Below are 22,340 nucleotides of genomic sequence, written 5' to 3'. Positions count from 1 at the left end.
GTGACCCGTGGGGGAACAACACGTGAGAGTGAATTCTGTCCGCTTGCTCAAAAACAGGCGGGGTGTGGCGCTCGTGCTCGCGGCCGTGGCCGCGGTCGGCGCGCTGGCGGCGCCGACCGCGGAGGTGGCCGAGGCTGCCGACACGACGGTGCAGTGCACGACCGCGGTGCCGATCTTCAGCCGGCGCGCGGACGCGTCGCTGTGGTTGCTGCACAACCAGGAGCCCGAGAACGGGAACCCGGTCTGGACGGAGCAGCGGAACATCGGCGCGGGCTGGCACGGCCTGGTGCTGGGCGGCCCGGACGGCGTGGTCTACAACCTCACGCCGGAGGGCCTGCTCAACCGCTACCGGTGGCTGGGGTCGAGCTGGGAGAACAACGGCGTCCCCGAGACCCTCCGGACCGGCTGGACCGGCTGGTCCACGACCGACCGGATGGTGGTCGACGCGCGCGGGGACATCTACGCGATCACCGCGGACAACTCCCTGCGCTGGTTCAGGTTCACCAAGCCCAACGGCCAGTGGTCGGTCGAGGAGCGGCAGCTGGCCCCGAACTTCGGCACGAGCTACGACCGGATCTTCACCTCCGGCGAGGGCGGCCTGTTCGCCCGCACGACGCTCGGCGAGCTGCGCCACTTCGCGTACCACGCGACCAGCCGGCGCTTCACCGAGTACGCCCGGACGGTCACCCCGCCGACCTGGGGCCAGTACACCGACTTCGCCGCGGCGGGCGGCGGGGTGTTCTGGGCGGTCGAGGGCGCGACGGGCAACCTCCGGTGGTACCGCTACCTCGGTGACGGCGCCTGGGCCGCGGACTCCGGCAAGGTGGTCGGTCCGGGCGGCTGGGTGACCGGCATCCAGACCGAGAGCCACCCGGACGCCTGCAAGGTCGTCGGCGGCCCGGCCGGCCCGACCCGCCCGGCGGTGCCGGCGGTCTTCACCGCGCCCACCACGCCCGTCCAGGGCGGCGACGGCCTGATGAGCTACTTCTACGTGAACGCGCAGGGCAGGCTGACCGTGGCCAAGCAGCGCCGCCACGACGACTTCCTGCTGATCGACCACCAGTCCTTCGGCGAGTACAGCGCCTTCACCGGTCAGCCGGGTGCGGCGCTGCGCAAGGACGGCCGCTACGAGGTGCTGGCCAACAGCCACTCCGACGCCGACGTGCGCGGCAAGACCCAGTCGGCCGTCGGCGGCACGTGGCCGTCCGCGCTCACCGAGCACGGCGGGCACCTGCTGGGCGACCCCGTCCTGGTCCGGCGGCTCAGCGGCGCGCTGATCGCGTTCGCCGTCGACGGCGGGGGCAGGCTCTGGACCAGTCAGCAGTTCTCCGCCGACGGCGCGTTCGGGCCGTGGCGCGACAGCCTGGAGACGGGTCTGTCGACCGACATCAGCGTGGTGCGCAGCGGTTTCGGGCTGCACGTGGTCGCGCGGTTCACCGACGGCTCGGTGCGCGTCGCGATGATGCCGGACGCCGCCGTGCAGGTGCCCACCACCAGCAGCACCGCTGCCGCCGCGTCGTCCGACCCGCTGCCCCCGTCCCGGCTGCTCAACGGGTGGCGCTCGCTCGGCGGCGACGACGCGGTGGGCAGGCCGGTCGCCGTGGCCGCCGAGACGCGCTTCGGGTCGGCGGTCCAGGTGTTCACCCGGCGCGCGGACGGCGGTGTCCACACCCAGCTGGAGCAGGACCGCGGCGGGTTCCCCGGCACCTACCAGCGCGTCGGTGACCTGGTCGCCTCCGGGTCGCCCGCGGTCGTGCGCACCGGGTCGGGCCTGATCGAGCTCGCGGTGCGCGACGCGCAGGGCCTGGTGCACACCACCGGGGAGGCCGTGTCCGGCGGGGCCTACCGCCCGTGGGAGATCCGCAACGTCACCGAGGCGGCCACCGACCCGTCCGGGGTGCTCCGCGCCGACGGCAGCTGGGTCTTCACCTGGCGCAACCCGGTGGGCGACATCTACGCCTACCTGGGGTCGTACGGGGCGGCGGGCACGTCCGCCTCGTCCCGCGCGGCGGGACCGCAGTACGACGGCGGCACCGGCCGGTCCTGACCGGACGGCCCGCCAACGGGGTCCCACCCGGTTCCGGTACGTCCGGGGTCGGGTGGGACCCTTTTGCCGTTCAACGGGGCGGACGTGTGCTCTCCGCTGGTCACTATTACTTCAGTGTTGATTGAAGTCAGCCCTCGGTCACGCGGTCGCGCCCGAGGGGATCGCGCCCGACCGGCTCACGCCCGGCCCAGGAGGTAGCGGGCGGCGGCCAGGTCCTCGCGGCCGGTGAGGAAGGCGTTCAGGGCCGCGCGGAACTCCTCGGTGCGCAGGGTGCCGTTGCCGTCGCTGTCGAGGGAGCGCAGGGCCCCGATCAGCTCGTGGCGGCGCGGGCTGTGGTCGAGCAGGCGGGAGTACTCGGCCTGGGAGACCTCGCCGTCGCCGTTGCGGTCGACCAGGCGGCAGACGACGTCGGTGACGCGGCCGTAGCCGTCGCGCGGGTCGGGGTCGTCGGGGTAGCGGCCCTCGGCGATGGCGGTCAGGTAGGCGGCGCGGGTGACGCCGCCGTCGGCGGGTGCGCCGGTGGCCGCGAGGAGTTGTCGCCACCAGGACTCGAAGGCGTCGTGCACGTCGTTCTCGTCGGCCTCGTCGAGGTCGAGGTGGGTGCTGGTCTCGCGGGCCATGCCGAGCAGGTCGGCCCAGCGCAGGACGCCGTCGCCGCTCTGGTCGAGGATGGTGGTGAAGAGGGTGTCCGGGCTGGTGGCGGGGCGGGTGCGGACGGCGCGGCCGGCCCTGATGGCGGCGGAGGCGTGGGGCAGGTAGCGCCAGGGCAGGGGCAGCAGGTCGGTGAGCGCCCTGGCGGCGTGGTGGGCGCCGAGCACGAGGAGCCCGGCGCCGGGCGCGGTGGTGAGCCGGAGGCGTCGGCGGTAGGCGTCGGGCAGCGTGGCGGCGGTGGCCTGCACGGCGGCGGTGACGACCAGGTGGCGCAGCGGTGCCCAGAGCAGGTCGGGCACGGGCAGGCCGGCGGGTGGCGGGACGCGGAAGATGCTGCCGGAGAGCAGGTCGCGGACGGTGGGGTTGTCCTCCAGGACGTCGGTGGTCATGTGGTCGAACCAGGCGCGGAAGGCGTCGAGGTCGGCGGGTTGGTCGGCGTCGGTGAGGCCGAAGAGGGCGCCGAGCCGGCGCCACTCGTCGTAGAAGCGCCGGGCTTCGGCCGGGTCGAGGGGGTCGCCGCCGAGGTCGTGCAGCGTGAGGACGGCTTCGAAGAGGGTGAGGTGCACCCAGGCGCGGGCTTCGGTGTCGGTGGCGGTGAAGGGCCGGCCGTGGTCGTCGGTGCCGTGCATGCGCCGGTGGAGGCGGTCGAGGCGGGCGAGTTCGCGCTGCCGTTCGGAGGCGGTGCCGTAGACGTAGTTCTGGAGGCTTTCGAGGGTGCGCAGGAAGCGTCGCCAGGGGCGGGCGGTGTAGACGGAGAAGCGGCCGACGGCGGCGCCGATGGCGGGGTGGGCCGCCTGGAGCAGCAGGGTGCGGTGGATGACGAGCAGGAGTCGCCACTGGCCGAGGCGGTCCCAGGTGGCGGAGCCGGGGCCGAGCACGTCCTGGGTGGTCATGCGTCGCCTCCGGCTGTTGTGGTCTTGCCGGGCGCATCGTCGTCGGCGGGTCGGGTGATCGGCAATTCCCCGGTGGTGTGGTGCGTGGTGACGGTGGGCGACGGGTGCTATGCGGGCGCTATCGGCGCGCGGCGAGGGGACCGGTGCAATGGCGGTGCGGACCGGGTGGCCGCTGTCGGCGCGCGTCCCGGGCGCGCGTCCCGGGTGCGGGTGTGCGGTGCGCCGGGTGTGCGGTGCGGGTGTGCGCGGTGCCGGGGTGTGCGCGGTCGGAGGGGAGAGCGGATGGACGTGTCGCCGGTCGGGGACTTCGGCCCGCTGCCCTGGGTGGTGTCGGCGGACGGGTGGTCGGCGCTGCGGGACGCGGCGCGCCGGGTGGCGGCGGGGGTGCGGGCGCGGCCGGACGTGGGTGCGGACGAGGTGGGTCGTTGGTTGATGGCCCGTGCGGTGGGGGCGGGCGCGTGGCGGGCCTCGGTGTCGGGGCGGGACCGGGCGGCGTTGCTGGAGGGCCTGGAGGGGTTGGCGCGCGGGCTGCGCGGGGGTGCGGTGTCGGTGGGGTCGGGTCCGGCGGGGGCCGACCCGGTGTTCGTGTTCTCGGGGATCGGGGCGCAGTGGCCGGGGATGGCGGCCGACCTGGTGGGGGCGTCGTCGGTGTTCCGGGCGCGGTTGGACGAGTGCGCGCAGGCGTTGGAGCCGTTCGTCGACTGGCCGGTGGTGGAGGTGGTGGCGGACCCGGCGACGCGGTCGATGTTGGACCGGGTCGACGTGGTGCAGGTGCTGGCGTTCGCGGTGCAGGTGTCGTTGGCGGCGGTGTGGGGGTCGCTGGGTGTGCGGCCGGCGGCGGTGGTGGGGCAGAGCCTGGGCGAGGTGGCCGGGGCGGTGGTGGCGGGCGCGTTGTCGTTGGACGACGGGGCGCGGGTGGCGGCGTTGCGGGGTCTCGCGCAGGTGCCGTTGGCGGGGCGCGGTGACGTGGTGTCGGTGCGGGCGCCGGTGGGCGTGGTGGAGGAGTGGGTCGCCCGGTGGGGTGGCGAGCTGGTGGTGGCGGGGGTGAACGGGCCGACCTCGGTGCTGGTGTCGGGCGGGGTGGCCGCGGCGGCGGAGCTGGTGGCGGCGATGCGGGCGGCGGGGTTGTCGGCGCGGCGGGCGGCGGTGGACCTGGCGACGCACTCGCCGCAGTTCGACGCGGTGGTGCCGCGGATGCGGGCGGACCTGGCGCCGGTGCGGCCGGGTGTGCCGTCGGTGCCGTACTTCTCGTCGGTGACCGGTGGTCCGCTGGGCGGGGTGGCGATGGACGCCGAGTACTGGTGCCGCAACCTGCGGGACCGGGTGCGGTTCGCCGAGGCGGTGCGGTCGTTGCCGGCGGGTGGTGGTCGGCGCGTGCTGCTGGAGGTGGGGCCGCACCCGGTGTTGACGGGGGCGTTGCTGGACCTGGTGGAGGAGGCGGGGCGCGCGGACGGGGTGTGCGCGACCCTGCGGCGCGGGCAGGGGGGTCCGCGTGCGGTGTCGGCGGCGTGGGGGGAGTTGTTCGCGGCGGGGGCGCGGGTGGACTGGGCGGTGGGCGCGGGTGGTGCGGACGCGTCGGTGCCGCCGGTGGCGTTGGACGACGACGGCGGTGGTGCGGTCGGCGGTGGTGCGGTCGAGGGTGCGGTGGTGGCCGACGAGGTGATGGGCGACGCGGGGTCGGCGCTGGAGCTGGTGTGCTCGGTGACGGCGTCGGTCCTCGGCGTGGACCGGTTGGGCGCGGGTGACCGGGAGCGGTCGTTCCTGGACCTGGGGGTGGACTCGGCGACGGCGGTGGAGGTGCGGGCGCGGTTGGCGGCGGCGGTGGGGTCGCCGCTGCCCGCGACGGTGGTGTTCGACCACCCGACGCCGGTGCGGTTGGCGGGTTTCCTGGTGGCGCGGCCCGGTCCCGGCGTGGGGGCGGTCGCGCGGCCGGTGGTGGTGGTGGACGAGGACGACCCGGTGGCGATCGTGGGCGTGGCGTGCCGGCTGCCCGGTGGTGTGTCCGGTGTGGACGACCTGTGGCGGGTGCTGGTCGACGGGGTGGACGCGGTGGGGCCGTTCCCGGCGGACCGGGGGTGGGACGAGGCGGGGTACGACCCGAGGCCGCGCACGCCGGGGCGGCACTACCAGCGCGAGGCGGGGCTCCTGCGCGACGTGGACCGGTTCGACGCCGGGTTCTTCGGGATCTCGCCGCGCGAGGCGCTGGCGATGGACCCGCAGCAGCGGTTGCTGCTGGAGACGTCGTGGGAGGCGCTGGAGTCGGCGGGCATCCCGCCGGGGTCGTTGCGCGGCAGCCGCACCGGCGTGTTCACCGGCCTCTACACGCTGGGGTACGGGTCGCCGCTGGACCCGGCGTCGGGGTTGCAGGGCTACGGGTTCACCGGGTCCACCGGCAGCGTGGCGTCGGGTCGGGTCGCGTACGCGCTGGGGCTGGAGGGGCCGGCGGTGACGGTGGACACCGCGTGCTCGTCGTCGTTGGTGGCGCTGCACCTGGCGGTGCGGTCGGTGCGGTCGGGTGAGTCGGACGTGGCGCTGGCGGGCGGGGCGACCGTGCTGCCGGACCTGACCATGTTCGTGGAGTTCTCGCAGCTGGGCGCGTTGTCGCCGGACGGGCGGTGCCGGGCGTTCGGCGAGGCGGGCGACGGGTTCGGCCTGGCCGAGGGCGCGGGCGTGGTGGTGGTGCAGCGGTTGTCGGCGGCGCGGGCGCGGGGGCGGCGGGTGCTGGCGCTGGTGCGCGGGTCGGCGGTGAACGCGGACGGCGCGTCCAACGGGTTGACCGCGCCGAACGGGCCGTCGCAGGAGCGGGTGATCCGGGCGGCGCTGGCGGACGCGGGGGTGTCGGCGGGTGACGTGGACGTGGTCGAGGCGCACGGCACGGGCACCGTCCTGGGCGACGCGATCGAGGCCGGGGCGCTGCTGGCGACCTACGGGCGGGGGCGGGACGCGGCGCGCCCGGCGTGGGTGGGGTCGCTGAAGTCGAACACCGGGCACGCGCAGGCCGCGTCGGGGGTGTGCGGGGTGATCAAGGTGGTGCTGGCGCTGCGGCACGGCCTGGTGCCGCGGACGTTGCACGCGGAGGTGCCCTCGTCGCGGGTGGACTGGTCGGGCGGGCACCTGGAGGTGGTGTCGCAGGCGCGGCCGTGGCCGCGCGAGGCGGGGCGCGCCCGGTTGGCGGGGGTGTCGTCGTTCGGGGTGTCGGGGACGAACGCGCACGTGGTGCTGGAGGAGGCGCCGGAGGACGACGAGGTCGCGGAGCCGGCGGGGGGCGCGTGGCCGTGGGTGCTGTCGGCGCGCACGGCGTCGGCGTTGCGCGAGCAGGCCGCCCGGCTGCTGCCCCTGGTCGGGGACGGCGCGTCGGCGCCGGTGGGTGCGGCGGCTGTGGGTGCGGCGGCTGTGGGTGCGGCGCTGGTGCGGACCCGGTCGTCGTTCGACCACCGGGCGGTGGTGGTGGGCGGTGACGTCGCCGAGCTGGCGTCCGGGTTGCGCGCGCTCGCGTCCGGCGGCGGCGCGGACGGGGTGGTCGCGGGGCGGCGGGACGCGGGCGGGAAGGTCGTGTTCGTCTTCCCGGGGCAGGGCGCGCAGTGGGTGGGGATGGCGCGCGACCTGCTGGGGCGGTCGCCGGTGTTCGCGCGGTCGATGGCGGACTGCGCGGGGGCGTTGGCGCCGCACGTGGACTGGTCGCTGACCGACGTGCTGGGTGACGCGGCGGCGTTGGGGCGGGTGGACGTGGTGCAGCCGGCGTTGTGGGCGGTGATGGTGTCGCTGGCCGCGCTGTGGCGTTCGCACGGCGTCGTCCCGGACGCGGTGCTGGGGCACTCGCAGGGCGAGATCGCGGCGGCGGTGGTGGCGGGCGCGCTGTCGTTGGAGGACGGTGCGCGGGTGGTGGCGCTGCGCAGCCGCGCGATCCTGGCCGTCGCGGGCGGCGGCGCGATGGCCTCGGTGCCGCTGCCGGTGGAGCGGGTGCGGGCCCTGCTGCCGGGGGGCGTGTCGGTGGCGGCGGTCAACGGGCCGTCGTCGGTGGTGGTGTCGGGCGAGGTCGCCGGGGTCGAGGCGGTGGTGGCGTCGGTGCCGGGGGCGCGCCGCGTGCCGGTGGACTACGCGTCGCACTCGGCGCAGGTGGAGCGGATCGAGGACGGGGTGCTGGCGGCGTCGGCCGGGATCGTGCCGCGTCCCGGCGCGGTGCCGTTCCTGTCGTCGGTCACCGCCGGGTGGCTCGACGGGCGGGAGCTGGACGCCGGGTACTGGTACCGCAACCTGCGGCGGGTGGTGCGGTTCGACGACGCGGTGCGGGTGGCGGCGGAGGCGGGGTTCGGGGCGTTCGTCGAGGTGAGCGCGCACCCCGTGCTGACACCGGGGATCGAGGTGCCGGGCGCGCTGGTCACCGGGACGCTGCGGCGCGGCGGGGACGGGTGGCGGCACGTCCTGCTCGCGGCGGGCCGGCTGCACGTGCGCGGTGTCGCGGTGGACTGGGAGTCGTTCTTCGGGGGTGTGCGCGGGTGGGTCGACCTGCCGGCCTACCCGTTCGAGGGGGAGCGGTTCTGGTTGGCGCCCGGCCGTCCCGCGCCCCCGGCCGGCGCGGTGGGCGGCGTGGTGGGCGACGCGTGGTGCCACCGGGTCGGCTGGCGGCGGCTGACGCCCCGGCCCGCGCCCGGCGGGCGGTGGCTGGCGGTGCTGCCGGAGGGCGTCCCCGAGGCCGGGGAGGTCGTCGCGGCCCTGCGGGACGCCGGGCTGGACGTGACCGCGTGCGGACCGGACGACGTGCCGCCCGATGACGTCGTCGGGGTGCTGTCCCTGCTCGCGCTCGACCGGGGGGAACCGCACCCCGACCACCCGGACCTGCCGCGCGCGCTGTGGGCGACCACCGCGCTGGCGCGCCGGACGACCCGGCCGCTGTGGGTGCTCACCCGGGGCGCGGCCGTGGTGGACGGCGCCGGGGAACCGGTCGAGCCCGGCCAGGCCGCGGTGGTCGCGCTCGCCAAGTCGTTCGGCCTGGAGCACCCCGACCGCTGGGGCGGCGCGGTGGACCTGCCCCGCGACCTCGACGCCCGCGCCGCCGCGCTGGTCGTGGCCGCGCTCGCGCACGGCGAGGAGGAGCAGCTCGCGGTGCGGCGCGGCGGTCTGCACGGTCGCCGGCTGCGGCCCGGGGCGCGTTCCGGGGGCGGCTGGCGACCGCGCGGCACCGTGCTGGTGACCGGCGGCACGGGAGGGCTGGGCGCGGCCGTCGCCCGCTGGCTGCTCGCCTCGGGCGCGGACCGGGTCCTGCTCGTCGGCCGCCGCGGGCCGGACACGCCCGGCCTGGCCGACCTCGGCCCGGCGGTCACCGCCCTGGCCTGCGACGTCGCCGACCGGGACGCGGTCGCGCGGCTGCTGGCCGAGCACCCCGTGGACGCGGTGGTGCACGCGGCCGGCGTGCGCGACGACGCGGCGTTCGACGACCTCACCCCGGCGCGGCTGGCGTCGGTGCTGCGGGCCAAGGTCACCGGCGCGGTGACCCTGCACGAGCTGGCCGGCGACCTCGACGCGTTCGTCGTGTTCTCCTCCGTCATGGGCGTGGTCGGCAACGCCGGGCAGGCCAACTACGCCGCCGCGAACGCCGCCCTGGACGCGCTGGTCGCCCGCCGCCGCGCCGCCGGGCAGCCCGGCCTGTCGATCGCCTGGGGCGCGTGGGACGGGCCGGGGATGCTGCCGGACGACCTGGCCGCGAAGCTCGCCGCCCGCGGCCTGCCCGGCATGGACCCGGCGCGGGCCGTCGAGCTGCTCGGCCGGGTCGCGGAACCGCTCACCGTGGTCGCCGACGTGGACTGGGCCCGCTACACCACCGCCGCCGGGGTGCGCGCCGCGCTGGTCGCCGAACTGCCCGGCGCGACCCCGTCCGGCGCGACCCCGTCCGGTACGGCGCGGCCCGGCCCGGCGCGCGGGGCGACGCTGGAGGTGGTGCGCACCCAGTTGGCCGCCGTCCTCGGGCACGCCTCCGCCGACGCGGTGGGCGCGCGGACCGCGTTCGCCGAGACGGGCCTGGACTCGCTGACCGTGCTGGAGCTGCGCAACCGGCTCAACGCCGCGTTCGGGCGCAGCCTGCCCACCAGCGCCCTGTTCGACCACCCGACGCCGGAGGCGCTCGCCGCGCACCTCGACGGCGGTGCCCACGAGTCCGCCCCGCCGACCGCCGTCCTCGCGCGGCACGAGCCGATCGCGGTGGTCGGCATGGGCTGCCGGTTCCCCGGCGACGTGCACGACCCCGACGACCTGTGGCGGTTGCTGCTGTCCGGGCGCGACGCCATCGGGCCGTGGCCCGCCGACCGCGGCTGGGACCTCGACGCCCTGCACCACCCCGACCCCGACCACCCCGGCACCAGCTACTGCCGCGAGGGCGGGTTCCTCACCGGCGCGGCCGACTTCGACGCCGCGTTCTTCGGCGTGTCCCCGCGCGAGGCGCTGACCATGGACCCGCAGCAGCGGCTGCTGCTGGAGACCACCTGGCACGCCGTGGAGGACGCCGGGATCGCGCCGACCTCGTTGCGCGGCGAGCCGGTCGGCGTGTTCGTCGGCACCAACGGCCAGGACTACCCGGTCGCGCTCGCCGGCGGCACCGACGTCCCCGAGGGGCACCGCCTCACCGGCGCGCTGGCCAGCGTGCTCTCCGGGCGCGTCGCCTACGCGCTGGGCCTGGCCGGGCCGGCGCTGACCGTGGACACCGCGTGCTCGGCGTCGCTGGTCGCGCTGCACCTGGCCGTGCAGGCGCTGCGCCGCGGCGACTGCTCGCTGGCGCTGGCCGGCGGCGCGACCGTGATGAGCACGCCGTGGCTGTTCACCGAGTTCAGCAGGCAGCGCGGCCTCGCCCCGGACGGCCGCTGCAAGGCGTTCTCCGCCGACGCCGACGGCACCGGCTGGAGCGAGGGCGTGGGCGTGCTGGTGCTGGAACGGCTGTCCGACGCCCTCGCCCGCGGGCACCGGGTGCACGCCGTGGTCCGCGGCAGCGCGATCAACCAGGACGGCGCGTCCAACGGCCTCACCGCGCCCAACGGCCTGGCGCAGCAGCGGGTGATCGCCGCCGCGCTGGCCGACGCCGGGCTCGCCCCGCACGAGGTGGACGTGGTGGAGGCGCACGGCACCGGGACCCGCCTCGGCGACCCGGTCGAGGGCAACGCGCTGCGCGCCGCCTACGGCGCGGACCGGCGGCGGCCCCTGCTGCTCGGCGCGGTCAAGGCGGTGCTCGGCCACACCCAGGCGGCGGCCGGCGTGGCCGGGGTGATCAAGGCGGTGCTGGCGCTGCGGCACGGCGAGCTGCCGCCGAGCCCTCACGTCGGCGAGCCGAACCCGGAGATCGACTGGGACCCGGCCGTGCTGCGCCTGGTGACGGCGCGCGAACCGTGGCCGGAGCACGACGGGCCGCGCCGGGCGGGCGTGTCGGCGTTCGGGATCAGCGGCACCAACGCGCACGTCGTGCTGGAGAGCGCCCCGGAGCAGGCGTCCCCGGACCGGGAGCACCCGGACCAAGCTCCTCCGCCCCGGCACGCGCCGGGGCTGCCCACCCCGCTGCTGGTGTCGGCGGCGACCCGGGAGGCGCTGGATGCCCAGGTCGAGCTGGTCCGCGCCCGCCTCGACGGGGCGGACCTGCCCGCGCTGGCCGCCGCCCTGGCCACCCGGCGCGCCCACCTGCCGCACCGGGCGGCCCTCGTGGTCCCCGCCGCCGACCCGCGCGCCGTCCGCCCCCTCGTGGGCACCGCGGGCGACGTCGGCCGGATCGCGTTCCTGCTCCCCGGCCAGGGCAGCCAGCGCCCCGGCATGGGAGCCGCCCTGCACGCCGCCGACCCCGTGTTCGCCGACGCCCTGGACGAGGTCTGCGCCCTGGCCGACCGGCACCTCGACCGGCCCCTGCGCGAGGCGATGGCCGACGGCGCGCTGCTCGACCGCACCCGCTACGCCCAGCCCGCCCTGTTCGCCGTCGGGGTCGCGCTGGCCCGCCTGCTCGACGACCGCGGCGTGCGGCCGGACGTGCTGCTGGGCCACTCCGTCGGCGAGCTGACCGCCGCCCACCTCGCCGGGGTCCTCGACCTCGCCGACGCCGTCGCCCTCGTCACCGCCCGGGGCAGGCTGCTGGACGCGCTGCCGCCCGGCGGCGCGATGACCGCCGTCGAGGCCACCGAGGACGAGGCCCGCGCCGCCGCCGACGGCACCGTGGACGTCGCCGCCGTCAACGGGCCGGACGCCGTCGTGCTCTCCGGTGACGCCGACGCGGTCGCCCGCGTCGCCCGCGCCCTCCGCGACCGGGGCCGCCGCACCAAGGCGCTGCCGGTCAGCCACGCCTTCCACTCCGCCCGGGTCGAGCCCGTGCTGGACGCGTTCCGCGAGGTCGCCGAGGGGCTGACCTACCGGCCGCCGCGCCTGGAGGTGATCTCCACCCTCACCGGCGCGCCCGCCACCGCCGAGCAGCTGCGCTCCCCGGAGCACTGGGTGCGCCACGTCCGCGCCACCGTGCGGTTCGCCGACGGCGTCCTCGCCCTCGACGCCCGCACCTCGTTCGAGCTGGGCCCGGCCGGCGTGCTGTCCGCCCTCGTCGACGGCGCGCTGCCGCTGCTGCGCGACGACCGCCCCGAACCGGAGGCCGTGGTCACCGCGCTCGCCCGCGCCCACCTGCGCGGAGTGCCCGTGCGCTGGCCCGCCGGGCCGCACGTCGACCTGCCGCTCTACCCGTTCCAGCGGGAGCGGTTCTGGCCCGAGGACGGGTTCGCCGCCGCCGTGGACCGGCTGCGCTACCGCGTCGAGTGGGTGCCCGTCCACCCCACCGGGACCCCGCGGCCCGGGAGCTGGCGGGTCGTCGGCGACGCGCCCGACCACATCGCCGCGGCCCTCCCCACCGGCGACACCCCCGCCGGCGACACCCCCGCCGGGGTGCTCGTGCTGCCCGGCTGCACGCCCGACGCGCTGGTCGACGTGCTCGCCGGGGCCGAGGCGCCGGTGTGGGTGCTCGCCGACCCCGACGACCCGGCGCAGGCCGCGCTCTGGGGCCTGGGCCGAGTCGCCGCCCTGGAGCACCCCGACCGCTGGGGCGGGCTCGTCGCCTGGCGCCCCGGGGCGGACGTCGCCGACCTGCTCGCCGTGCTGTCCGGGCACGACGGCGAGGACCAGGTGTCCCTCGGCCCGGACGGCGTGCGGGCGCGGCGGCTCGTGCGCGCGGCCCGCACCCGCCCCGCCACCCGGAGGCGACCGCACGGCCGGGTGCTGGTCACCGGCGGCCTCGGCGGCCTCGGCCGGCACGTCGCCCGCTGGCTGGCCGGGCAGGGCGTCGACGAGTTGGTGCTGGTCGGCCGGACCGGCGGCGAGGCACCCGACCTCGGCGTGCCCACCACCGTGCGGGCGTGCGACGTCGCCGACCGCGACCAGGTCGCCCGCCTGGTCGCCGAGCTGGGCCCGTTCACCGCCGTGTTCCACGCCGCCGGCGTCGCCGCCGACCGGCCCCTCGCCGACTGCGGTCCCGGGCACCTCGCCGAGCAGGCCGCGGGCAAGGCGCTGGGCGCGCGGCACCTCGACGAGCTGGTCGGCGACGTGGACGCGTTCGTGCTGTTCTCCTCGGTCGCCGCGACCTGGGGCAGCGGCGGGCAGGCCGGGTACGCCGCCGCCAACGCCTCCCTCGACGCCCTCGCCGCCGACCGCAGGCGACGCGGCCTGAAGGCCACCTCCGTGGCCTGGGGGCCGTGGGCGGGGGAGGGCATGGCCGCCGGCGGACGCGGGCGGCACCTCCACCGGCTCGGCCTGACCGCGATGCCGCCGGACGTCGCGCTGGCCGCCCTGCGGCACGCCCTGGACGGCGACGAGACCACCGTCGTGGTCGCCGACGTCGACTGGGCCCGCTTCCTGCCCGCGTTCACCGCGACCCGCCCGAGCGCGCTGTTCCGCGACCTGCCCGAAGCCCGCGCCGCGACCCCTACCGACGCGGTCGGCGCGACCGACGCAGCCGGTGCGGTCACCGCCGCGATCCCCCGGCGGGAGCTGGCGGAGCTGGTCGCCGACGTGCTCGGCCACCACGACCCGGCCGGCCTGGACGCCGACCGCTCGTTCCGCGACCTCGGGTTCGACTCGCTGATGGCCGTGGAGCTGCGCAACCGGCTCGTGGCGCGCACCGGACGCGCGCTGCCGGTCACCGCCGTGTTCGACCACCCGTCCATCGCCGCCCTCGCCGACGCCCTGGCCGGGCGGGCACGGGAGGACCGGGCACCGGCCGCGACGACGGCCCCGGTCGCCGAACCGCTCGCCATCGTGTCCATGGCCTGCCGCTTCCCCGGCGGCGTGACCGGCCCCGAGGACCTGTGGCGACTGGTCGACGAGGGCCGCGACGCCATCGGCGACCTGCCCGACGACCGGGGCTGGGACCTCGCGCGCCTCTACCACGAGGACCCCGACCGGGCGGGCACCTTCTACGCCCGCGGCGGCGGGTTCCTGCCCGACGCCGGGGACTTCGACGCCGCGTTCTTCGGCATCTCGCCGCGCGAGGCGCTGGCCACCGACCCGCAGCAGCGGCTGCTGCTCACCACCGGCTGGGAGGCGCTGGAACGCGCCGGCATCGACCCGTCGGCGCTGCGCGGCAGCGCGGGCGGCGTGTTCGTCGGCGTCGCCGCCCAGGGCTACGGCAGCGGCCCGGCCGGGGACGTCGAGGGCCACCTGCTCGCCGGGACGGTCACCAGCGTGGCGTCCGGCCGGCTGTCCTACGTCCTCGGCCTGGAGGGCCCGGCGGTCACCGTGGAGACGGCGTGCTCGTCGTCGCTGGTCGCCCTGCACCTGGCCGGGCAGTCGCTGCGCGCGGGGGAGTGCTCGTTCGCGCTCGTCGGCGGCGCGGCCGTGATGGCGAGCCCGGACGTGTTCGTGGGGTTCAGCCGGCAGCGCGGGCTGTCCGCCGACGGCCGGTGCCGGCCCTTCGGCGCCGGGGCGGACGGCACCGGCTGGTCCGAGGGCGTCGGCGTCCTGGTGGTCGAACGGCTGTCGGAGGCCCGCCGGCTCGGCCACCCCGTGCTGGCGCTCGTGCGCGGCAGCGCGGTCAACCAGGACGGCGCGTCCAACGGCCTCACCGCGCCCAACGGGCTCGCCCAGCAGCGCGTCATCCGGCAGGCCCTGGCCAACGCGGGCCTCGCGCCGTCCGACGTGGACCTGGTGGAGGCGCACGGCACCGGCACCGCGCTCGGCGACCCCGTCGAGGCCACCGCGCTGCTGGCCGCCTACGGCCAGGACCGCGACCGCCCGTTCGGCCTGGGATCGGTGAAGTCCAACATCGGCCACACCCAGGCGGCGGCCGGCGTCGCCGGGATCATCAAGGTCGTCATGGCCATGCGGCACGGCGTGCAGCCGCGCACGCTGCACGTGGACGAACCGTCCCCGCGGGTGGACTGGTCCGCCGGGAACGCCCGGCTGCTGCGCGAACCCCGCCCGTGGGCCGACGGCCCGCGCCGCGCCGGGGTGTCCGCGTTCGGCATGAGCGGCACCAACGCGCACGTCGTCCTCGAACAGGCCCCCGCCGAGGACACCCCGCCCGTGCCGCCGCACGACGACCTGCCGCTGCTCCCGCACGACGACCTGCCGCTGCCGCTGTCCGCGCGGACAGCCCGCGCGCTCGACGACCAGGCCGCCCGCCTGCACGCCTTCCTGCGCGACCACGGCCCGCTCGCGCCCGCCGACGTCGCCCGCACCCTCGTGGCGCGCCCGAGGTTCGAGCACCGGGCCGTCGTCGTCGGCGACCACCTCGCCGGCCTCGCCGCCCCCGGTACCGCGCCGCACGTCGTGCGCGGGCGCGCCACCGGCGGCGGGGTCGTGTTCGTCTTCCCCGGGCAGGGCGGCCAGTGGACCGGCATGGCGCTGGAGCTGGCGTCCGTCGAACCGGTGTTCGCGGCCCGGCTCGACGAGTGCGCGCGGGCGCTGGCCCCGCACGTGGACTGGTCGCTGACCGACGTGCTGGGCGACGCGGCGGCGCTGGAACGGGTGGACGTGGTGCAGCCGGCGCTGTGGGCGGTGATGGTGTCGCTGGCCGCCCTGTGGCGTGCCCACGGCGTCGAGCCCGACGCGGTCGTGGGCCACTCGCAGGGCGAGATCGCGGCGGCCGTGGTGGCGGGCGCGCTGTCGTTGGAGGACGGTGCGCGGGTGGTGGCGCTGCGCAGCCGCGCCGTCCTGGGCATCGCGGGGCGCGGCGGCATGGTCGCCGTCGCCGCCGGCGAGGCCGCCGTGCGCGACCGGCTGACGGACCGCGTCGAGGTCGCCGCGGTCAACGGACCGGACGCCGTCGTGGTCGCCGGGGACCCCGCCGCGCTGGCCGACCTGGTCGCCGGCTGCACGCGTGACGGCGTGCGGGCCCGGTACCTCCCCGTCGACTACGCCGCCCACTCCGCCCAGGTCGGACCGCTGCGCGACGGGCTGCTCGCCGCCCTGGCCGGGATCGCGCCGCGCGCCGCGCGCGTGCCCCTGCTGTCCAGCGTGCTCGGCGAACCCGTCGACGGCACCGCCCTCGACGCCGCCTACTGGTACCGCAACCTGCGCGAACCGGTCCGCTTCGCGGCGGCCACCGACCGGCTCCTGGACCTCGGCCACACCGTGTTCGTGGAGGTCGGCCCGCACCCGGTCCTGGTCGCCGCGATCGAGAGCACCGCCGCCGACCGCCCCGCAGCCGACCACCCCGCCACCAGCCGGCCCGGCACGGACCGGCCCATTGCCGACCGGCCCGTCGCCGTCCTGGGCACCCTGCGCCGCGACGACGCCGGACGACGCCGGCTGCGCACCGCGCTGGCCGAGGCGTGGGTCGCGGGTGCCGAGGTGGACTGGGGCACCGTCACCGGCTCCGGCCGGCTCGTCGCGCTGCCGCCGTACCCGTTCCAGACCGAGCGGTACTGGCTGCCCGCGCCGGGCCGGGCAGGCGCGGCACCGACCCGGCGGCTCACCCACCGCGCGGAGTGGCGCCGGCTGCCCGACCCCGCGCCGCGTTCCCTCGACGGCTGGGTCGTGGTCACCCCGCCGCAGGGCCACCCCGTCGCGGCCCTGCCCGGCGCACGGGTCGTCACCGACGTCGCCGACGTCGGGCGGGCCGCCGCCGTGGTGTCCGCGCTGCCGCCGGCCGCGACCCTGGACCTGATCCGGCGGCTGGACCCGGCGATCCCGCTGTGGCTGGTCACCACCGACGCCGAGCACGACCCGGACCAGGCCCGGACCCGGGCGCTGGGCCAGGTCCTCGGCCTGGAGCAGCCGGACCGGTGGGGCGGGCTGGTCGACCTGCCCGCCGACGTCGACGAGGCGGTGCTCACCCGCCTGACCGGGGTGCTCGGCGGCGACGAGGACCAGGTGCGCGTGCGCGCCGACGGCGTCCACGCCCGGCGGCTGGTGCCGTTCGACCCGCCGGCCCGCACCGGACGGCCGTGGCACCCCGGCCGGGTCCTCGTGCTGGGCGCCGACACCGGGCTCGCCGCGGAGCTGGTCGCCTGGCTCGACCGGCACGGGGCCGAGGACGTCCGCGTCGGCGAGGCGCCCTGGCCACCGGACACGGTGGTCCGGGTCCTGCCGGCCGAACCGCCCGCCGCCGTGCTGCCGGACGCGGACCTCGACGTGGACATCGACGCGGACCCCGCCGGGCCCGGCGACACCCCCGAGGTGCCCGCCGCCGGCACCGTCGTGCTGCTCCACCCCCTCGGCGGCCTGTGGGGCGCGGCGCGGCAGGGGGCCGCCACCGCGCGGTGCGCCGAGGCCGCGGCCCGGGTGCGCGCCCTCCCCCGGGGCGTGGTGGTGGCGGTCGGCGGCTGGGAGCCGTGGGCCCCCGAGCAGCGCCCGGTCGGCGTGGACGACGTCATGACCGCCGCCCGGCAGGCCCTGGAGCACGGCGAGACCGACGTCGCGGTGCTCGACGTCGACTGGGCCGCAGTCGTCTCCGCCGTGTCCTCGCCCCGCCAGCTCACCCTCCTCGCCGACCTGCCCGGCGTGCGCGAGGCGCGGAAGGCGCGGGAGGCGCGCCACAGCACCGGGGGCGACGACCTGGCCGGCCGGCTGGCCGCGCTGCCCCGCGACGAGCAGCTGCGCGTCCTGCTGGGCCTGGTCACCGCCCAGGCCGCCGCCGCCCTCGGGCACGGCACGGCGGCGGAGGTCCGCCCCGACGCGCCGTTCGCCGCGGCCGGGTTCGACTCGCTGCTGGCCGTGCAGTTCCGCAACCGGCTCGCCGCGGCCACCGGGCTGGCCGTCGCGCCCACGGTGGTGTTCGACCAGCCCACCCCCGCCGCCCTGGCCCGCCACCTGCACGAGCGGCTGTGCGCGCCGCCCGACCCGGTGGCGCCCGTGCTCGCCGACCTCGACCGGCTCGACCGCGTGCTGGCCGGGCTGCCCGCCGACGCGCAGGTCGGGGCCCGCCTGCGCGCCCTGCTGCGCCGCTGGGACGAACGCCGCGACGGCCCGCCCACCCGCACCGCCGGGCTGGGGACCGCCAGCGCGGACGAACTGTTCGCGCTGCTCGACGCCGACTTCGGCAACGGCCGATGAGAACGGGGACGGCATGACCGTGAAATGCCTGGTGTGGGACCTCGACGGCACGCTGTGGCGGGGCACCCTGGCCGAGGGCGACGACGTCGTCGTGCCGGACGGGGTCCGGCGCGTGATCACCGAGCTGGACGCGCGCGGCGTGCTCCAGTCCGTCGCCAGCAAGAACGACCACGACCACGCGTGGGCCCGCCTCGAACAGCTCGGCCTGGCCGAGTACTTCGTGCTGCCGCGCATCGGCTGGGGACCCAAGTCCGCCTCGGTGCGCGCCATCGCGCGGGAACTGGGCTTCGCCGAGTCCGCCGTGGCGTTCGTCGACGACCAGCCCGCCGAACGCGCCGAGGTCGCCTTCCACCTGCCGCAGGTGCGCTGCTACCCCGCCGAGCAGGCCGCGCACCTGACCGGGCTGGCCGAGTTCAGCCCGCCGGTGGTCACCGAGGACTCCGCCCGCCGCAGGCGGATGTACCAGGACGGGTTCCGGCGCGACGCCGAGCGCGCCGCGTTCACCGGCCCCGACGAGGAGTTCCTGCGCACCCTGGACCTGCGCATGACCGTCGTCCGCGCCACCGAGCGGGAACTCGCCCGCGCGGCCGAGCTCACCCTGCGCACCAGCCAGATGAACGCCACCGGCGTGCCCTACGACGACGCGGCGCTGCGCCGGCTGATGACCGACCCGGCGCACGAGGTGCTGGTGGTCGGCATGTCCGACCGGTTCGGCCCGCACGGCGCGGTCGGGCTCGTGCTGCTGCGCCGGTCACCGGGCGCGTGGCACCTCAAGCTGCTCGCCACCTCGTGCCGGGTGGTGTCGTTCGGCGCGGGCGCCACCCTGCTCGACTGGCTCGCCGACCGGGCCGCGCACGCCGGCGTGCACCTGGCCGCCGACTTCCGGCCCACCGACCGCAACCGCATCATGGACGTCGCCTACCGGTTCGCCGGGTTCGACGACGAGGACTGCCCCTGCCTCGCCGGCCTCGGCCCCGCCGCCGGCGACGACGTCCGGCGGCTGCACCTGCGACCCGCGCCCCGTCCCGCGCCGCGGGTCGTGACCCTCGACGCCGTCGACCTCGCGGCCACCGGGGGCCACCGTGGCTGACCGGCTGGAGCTGACCCCGGCGCTGGCCGACTACGCGCGCGCGACGTCCCTGCGCGAGGACGACGTCCTGCGCGAGCTGCGGGAGGAGACCGCGCAGCTGCCCGGCGGCCGGTCGTTGCAGGTGATGCCCGAGGAGGGCCAGCTGCTCGGCCTGCTGGTGGGCCTGGTCGGCGCGCGGACCGTGCTGGAACTGGGCACCTACACCGGGTACAGCGCCCTGTGCATGGCCAGGGCGCTGCCCGCCGGCGGCCGGCTGGTCACCTGCGACATCACCCCCCGCTGGGCCGCGGTCGGCCGCCCGTTCTGGGCGCGGGCGGGCGTCGACGACCGGATCGACCTGCGGGTCGGCCCGGCGCTGTCCACACTGGACTCCCTGCTGGACGACGGCGCGGCGGACGCGTTCGACCTGGCGTTCATCGACGCCGACAAGGCCGGCTACCCCGCCTACTACGAGCGGTGCGTGCGGCTGGTGCGCCCGGGAGGGCTGGTGGTGCTGGACAACACGCTGTACTTCGGCCGGGTCGTCGACCCCTCGGCGACCGACCCGGACACCGAGGGCGTGCGGCGGGTCAACGCCCTCGTGCGCGACGACCCGTCCGTGGACGTCTCCCTGCTGACCGTCGCCGACGGGATGACCCTGGTGCGGCGCAGGACCTGAGGTCAGGCGTCGCGCAGCCGCACGACCAGCCCGACCATGGCGCGCACGGTGCGGAAGTTCGGCAGCCTCAGGTCCGTGCCGCCGATGGCGACGCCGTAGCGCTGCTCCAGGTGCACCACCAGCTCCATGGCGAACAACGAGGACAGGCCGCCCTCGGCGAACAGGTCGCGGGTGGCCGTCCAGCCCGCCTTCGTCCGGTTCTCCAGGAACTCGATCAGCTCCCGCTCGATGACGTCGGGTGTCGTGGAGGAGACCGTCATGTCAGCGCCTCTTCGTACTCGTAGAAACCGCGACCGCTCTTGCGGCCGTGGTGCCCGTCGCGGACCTTCGCCAGCAGCAGGTCGCACGGCCGGCTGCGCTCGTCGCCCGTGCGCCGGTGCAGCACGACCAGGGAGTCGACGAGGTTGTCGATCCCGATGAGGTCCGCGGTGCGCAGCGGACCGGTGGGGTGCCCCAGGCAGCCCCGCATCAGCGCGTCCACGTCCTCGGCCGACGCGACGCCCTCCTGCACCAGGCGCGCCGCGTCGTTGATCATCGGGTGCAGCAGCCGGCTGGTGACGAACCCCGGCGAGTCGCGCACCACGACGGGCGTGCGCCGCAGCGCGCCCAGCAGCTCCGCCACCGCCGCCACCGCGGCCGCCGCCGTGCGCGGCCCGGGCACCACCTCCACGGTGGTGATCAGGTACGCCGGGTTCATGAAGTGCGCGCCCAGCAGGTCCTCCGGCCGGGCCACCGCGCCCGCCAGCTCGTCCACCGGGATCGACGAGGTGTTCGACACCAGCGGCGTGCCGCCCGGCACGGCCGCCGACACCCGCCCCAGCACGCCCGCCTTCACCGCCGGGTCCTCCACGACCGCCTCGACCACCGCCGCCGGCGGCGGCCCCGACAGGGCGTCCTCGACGGAGGTGAGCGCGGTGAGCGGCCCCACCGGGGTGTCCGGCGGGCACGCGCCCAGCAGCGCCGCGGTCCGCAGGTGGCGGGCCACGGCGGCCCCGGCGCGGTCCAGCACGGCGCGGTCCGGGTCCACCAGGACCACCGCGAGGCCGTGCGCCAGGGCGAGCGCGGTGATGCCCGTGCCCATCACCCCGGCGCCGACGACGACGAGCGGCGGACCGGTGTCGCGTGCTGCGGCCGTCACGGGACCTCCCTGCCGGGTGGAACGGGTCGGCCGCCATGGTCGGGCACCGCCGCTATCGTCCCGATAGCGGCGCCGCCCCCGCCACGGGTGCTACGGGGACGCTATGCCGCCCGCATAACCTCCCCGACCGGCAGGCCGGGTCACCCGCGCGTCGCCCGCCCGGCCCGGCGAGCACTGGGAGAGGACGCCGTGGACACCACTCGGGCCGAGCCGATCGACTACCCCTTCAACCGCGCCGAGGACCTCGAACTCGACGAGCGCTACGCGCGGGCCCGCGCCGGCCGGACCCTGGTCCGCGTCACGATGCCCTACGGCGAGGAGTCCTGGCTCGCCACCCGCTTCGAGGACGTCCGGCTCGTGCTGGGCGACCCGAGGTTCAGCCGCGCCGCCGCGGTCGGCCGCGACGAGCCGCGCACGTCGCCGCAGACCGTCGGCGGCGACGTCATCCTGTCGATGGACCCGCCCGAGCAGACCCGCATCCGCCGCCTCGCCGCCCAGGCGTTCACCCAGCGCAACGTCGAACGCCTGCGCCCCGAGGCCCACCGGGTCGCCGACGCCCTGGTGGACCGGCTGGTCGGGCACGGCGCGCCGGCCGACCTGGTCGAGCACTTCGCGTCCCCGCTGCCGGTGACCATGATCTGCTCCCTGCTCGGCGTGCCGTCCGCCGACCGGCACCACTTCCTCGTCTGGTCGGAGGTGTTCGCCTCGGCCACCACGCTCACCGCCGAGCGGACGGCCGAGTACGTGGGGGAGCTGGGCGCCTACATGGCCGACCTGCTGCGGCAGCGCAAGGAGGAACCGGCCGACGACCTGCTCAGCGCGCTCGTGCAGGCCCGCGACGCCGACGACCGGTTCACCGACCACGAGGTGCTCAGCCTCGCCATCGTGCTGCTGGGCGCCGGGCACGAGAACATCACCAGCCAGATCCCCAACTTCACCTACACCCTGCTGCGCAACTCCGAGCAGCTCGCCGGGCTGCGGGCGCGACCGGAGCTGGTGCCCCGCGCCGTCGAGGAGCTCATGCGGTACGTGCCGCTGGGCCTCGGCCCCGTGCTGGCGCGCTACGCGCTGGAGGACGTCGAGGTCGGCGGCGTGCTGGTGCGCGCGGGCGAACCGGTGGTGGCGTCGCTGGGCTCCGCCAACCGCGACGGCGACGCGTTCGACCGCGCCGACGAGCTGGACCTGACCCGGCCGCCGACCCCGCACGTCGGGTTCGGCCACGGCCCGCACCACTGCCTGGGCGCGGCGATGGCGCGGATGGAGATGCAGGTGGCGCTGGAGGTGCTGCTCACGCGCCTGCCCGGGCTGCGGATCGCCGTGCCCGAGGAGGAGCTGGAGTGGCGCGCCGGCACGTTCATGCGCAGCGT

The 22,340-nt window shown here is 77.3% G+C and carries 8 protein-coding genes; 5 read left to right on the top strand and 3 right to left on the bottom strand.

All coding sequences use genetic code 11. The annotated features are described in order from the left end of the window. Positions 1 to 64 precede the first annotated feature (64 nt). The gene (locus ACR807_RS18895; RefSeq protein WP_438922653.1) at positions 65 to 2,047 is read left to right on the top strand and encodes a tachylectin-related carbohydrate-binding protein; all 1,983 of its coding nucleotides are present in this window, start codon (positions 65 to 67) and stop codon (positions 2,045 to 2,047) included. Positions 2,048 to 2,223: 176 nt separating this feature from the next. Here ACR807_RS18895 and ACR807_RS18890 read toward each other — a convergent pair whose 3' ends face one another. Continuing rightward, positions 2,224 to 3,591: an oxygenase MpaB family protein gene (locus ACR807_RS18890; protein WP_438922652.1), complete on the bottom strand. Its 1,368-nt coding sequence runs from the start codon at positions 3,589 to 3,591 to the stop codon at positions 2,224 to 2,226. 282 nt (positions 3,592 to 3,873) lie between these two features. Between ACR807_RS18890 and ACR807_RS18885 the strand changes: the two genes are divergently transcribed. Genes ACR807_RS18885 through ACR807_RS18875 form a run of 3 tightly spaced genes read left to right on the top strand, consistent with a single transcriptional unit; the run spans position 3,874 to position 19,835 of the window. Next, positions 3,874 to 18,087: an SDR family NAD(P)-dependent oxidoreductase gene (locus tag ACR807_RS18885; protein WP_438922651.1), complete on the top strand. Its 14,214-nt coding sequence runs from the start codon at positions 3,874 to 3,876 to the stop codon at positions 18,085 to 18,087. 13 nt (positions 18,088 to 18,100) lie between these two features. Further along, positions 18,101 to 19,177: an HAD-IIIC family phosphatase gene (locus ACR807_RS18880; protein WP_438922650.1), complete on the top strand. Its 1,077-nt coding sequence runs from the start codon at positions 18,101 to 18,103 to the stop codon at positions 19,175 to 19,177. Next, entirely contained in the window at positions 19,170 to 19,835 is a 666-nt protein-coding gene (locus ACR807_RS18875; RefSeq protein ID WP_438922649.1) for a class I SAM-dependent methyltransferase, read from the top strand. Before ACR807_RS18880 ends, ACR807_RS18875 begins: the two co-directional genes overlap by 8 nt. 2 nt (positions 19,836 to 19,837) lie before the next feature. Here the strand turns inward: ACR807_RS18875 and ACR807_RS18870 are convergent, their stop codons facing one another. Continuing rightward, the gene (locus tag ACR807_RS18870; RefSeq protein ID WP_438922648.1) at positions 19,838 to 20,095 is read right to left on the bottom strand and encodes an acyl carrier protein; all 258 of its coding nucleotides are present in this window, start codon (positions 20,093 to 20,095) and stop codon (positions 19,838 to 19,840) included. After that, a complete protein-coding gene (locus ACR807_RS18865; RefSeq protein WP_438922647.1) occupies positions 20,092 to 20,973 on the bottom strand; it encodes a 3-hydroxyacyl-CoA dehydrogenase family protein in 882 nt (293 codons plus the stop codon). The genes ACR807_RS18870 and ACR807_RS18865 overlap by 4 nt, the downstream gene beginning before the upstream one ends. Positions 20,974 to 21,162: 189 nt before the next feature. Here ACR807_RS18865 and ACR807_RS18860 point away from each other — a divergent pair. Continuing rightward, positions 21,163 to 22,340, top strand: a 1,178-nt coding sequence (locus ACR807_RS18860) for a cytochrome P450 (RefSeq protein ID WP_438922646.1), incomplete at its 3' end; no start/stop codon positions are given.

It is taken from the genome of Saccharothrix sabaoui (assembly GCF_051756985.1).
GTDB lineage: Bacteria > Actinomycetota > Actinomycetes > Mycobacteriales > Pseudonocardiaceae > Actinosynnema.
Note: the sequence above shows the minus strand (reverse complement) of the source record. Positions and strands in the feature narration are given on the sequence as shown.